This is a genomic window from Bacillus sp. P4_D3 (assembly GCF_056401855.1).
This window is the reverse complement of sequence record NZ_JBFUIN010000772.1, coordinates 1-1399: the sequence shown is the minus strand read 5'-3', so window position 1 is coordinate 1399 and position 1399 is coordinate 1. Positions and strand designations below refer to the sequence as shown.

The following is a 1399-nucleotide window of genomic DNA, read 5'->3' as shown; positions in this document are numbered from 1 at the left end:
TACCAGATGAATATCTGCATCATTTTATTCGAGGGTATTTTGACGGAGATGGTTATGTCAATTATGAAGCATATACAGTAAGTTTTGTAGGAGGATCATATAATTTTATGAACTCTCTAAACCAAGTTCTGCAAAATTAAAACTTAAATTCTAACCTTTTAAATCAAAATACACATTATCGTGTCATGCTGACTGGGAGAAAATCAATTCAGCTTTTTGCAAATTGGATTTATAAAGACAAAGATATATATTTGCATAGAAAATATGAAACATTTCATAAAGAACATGTAAGTTTAGAACAATTACAAGATCGAAAATTAAAAAGAACTCAAGCTGCAGTTATGCAAAGAAAAGAAAACTTCCTTAAAGATTATGAGAAAAACAAATGTATTACTACCGCATGTTCAAATATAAATATTAATGAATTAACATTTAAACGTTGGATAAAAAATGATAATCAATTTAAAAAAGAATATGAACAAATTAATTTGGCATATACAAATAGCAATAACACAATATAAAATTCTAGATAACCTTAGTATAGGTATTAAGATAGCCATACTAAGGTTTTTAATTTGAGATTATTAAAGGGCACTTATTTTTATTTATAGAACATAGTAAATACATAGATTTTACAATTAACTTATTTAAAAAGGAGGGATGTAATGATGCTTGCTAATAATACTCCAGAGAAAATACTATAAACAGCTTAGGAGACTAAAATGATTTCATCTGGAGATAATTCTCCAACTATAAAAATAAGTGAAACAAATATTCAATATTTACTTGTGATGCTGCATCTTGTTATAGGATCCAATGCTATAAAAACGAAGCTAAATTGGACTAACGAGGAATTCGAAAAACAAATGCACGCATTAGAACTAGGAGGTTTATTGAATGAGACAGAAGGGAGTTACTATCCAACATGTATGGTTATAACAGCTAATGAAGGAGAAAAACTGTATAACCTATGTGAGCCTCTAATTAAAACTGCACTTAACATAATTGAAAAGCATTCTAATCAAATTGATGCTATGTCTAAAAGAATCGAGACATTTAATCATTTACCTAAAGAATCGTACAGTCTTTTACTATATAGTGGTGTGTTATTAGATTTTGGACAAATAATTAACATTGAAGAAAACTATTCAGAAACAGAACGGCCTTTGAAAAACAATAAAAGATATTATTATGCGATTCTAGAACAAGAACAAACAGACAAAGAGTCCTTTGGAATGTATGGTAATACGTATTTGGATTTAGGGGAATATCAAATTGGTCTTTATGGAAACACTCGATATACAACWTTGAATTTAATAACTGCGAATAAATAAACGTTTGAAGAGGATTTTCACGATGCTATTACTGTTTGAAGAGGATTTTCACGATGCTATTACTG

2 pseudogenes are annotated in these 1399 nt (G+C 28.5%); both read left to right on the top strand.

Features of this window, described 5'->3' with window-relative positions:
* Positions 1 to 521: pseudogene (locus AC1DTM_RS26530) on the top strand (LAGLIDADG family homing endonuclease); the annotation flags it as partial.
* A 201-nt stretch (positions 522 to 722) separates the two neighbouring features.
* A pseudogene (locus AC1DTM_RS26525) lies at positions 723 to 1331 on the top strand (hypothetical protein); the annotation flags it as partial.
* Positions 1332 to 1399: the final 68 nt, after the last annotated feature.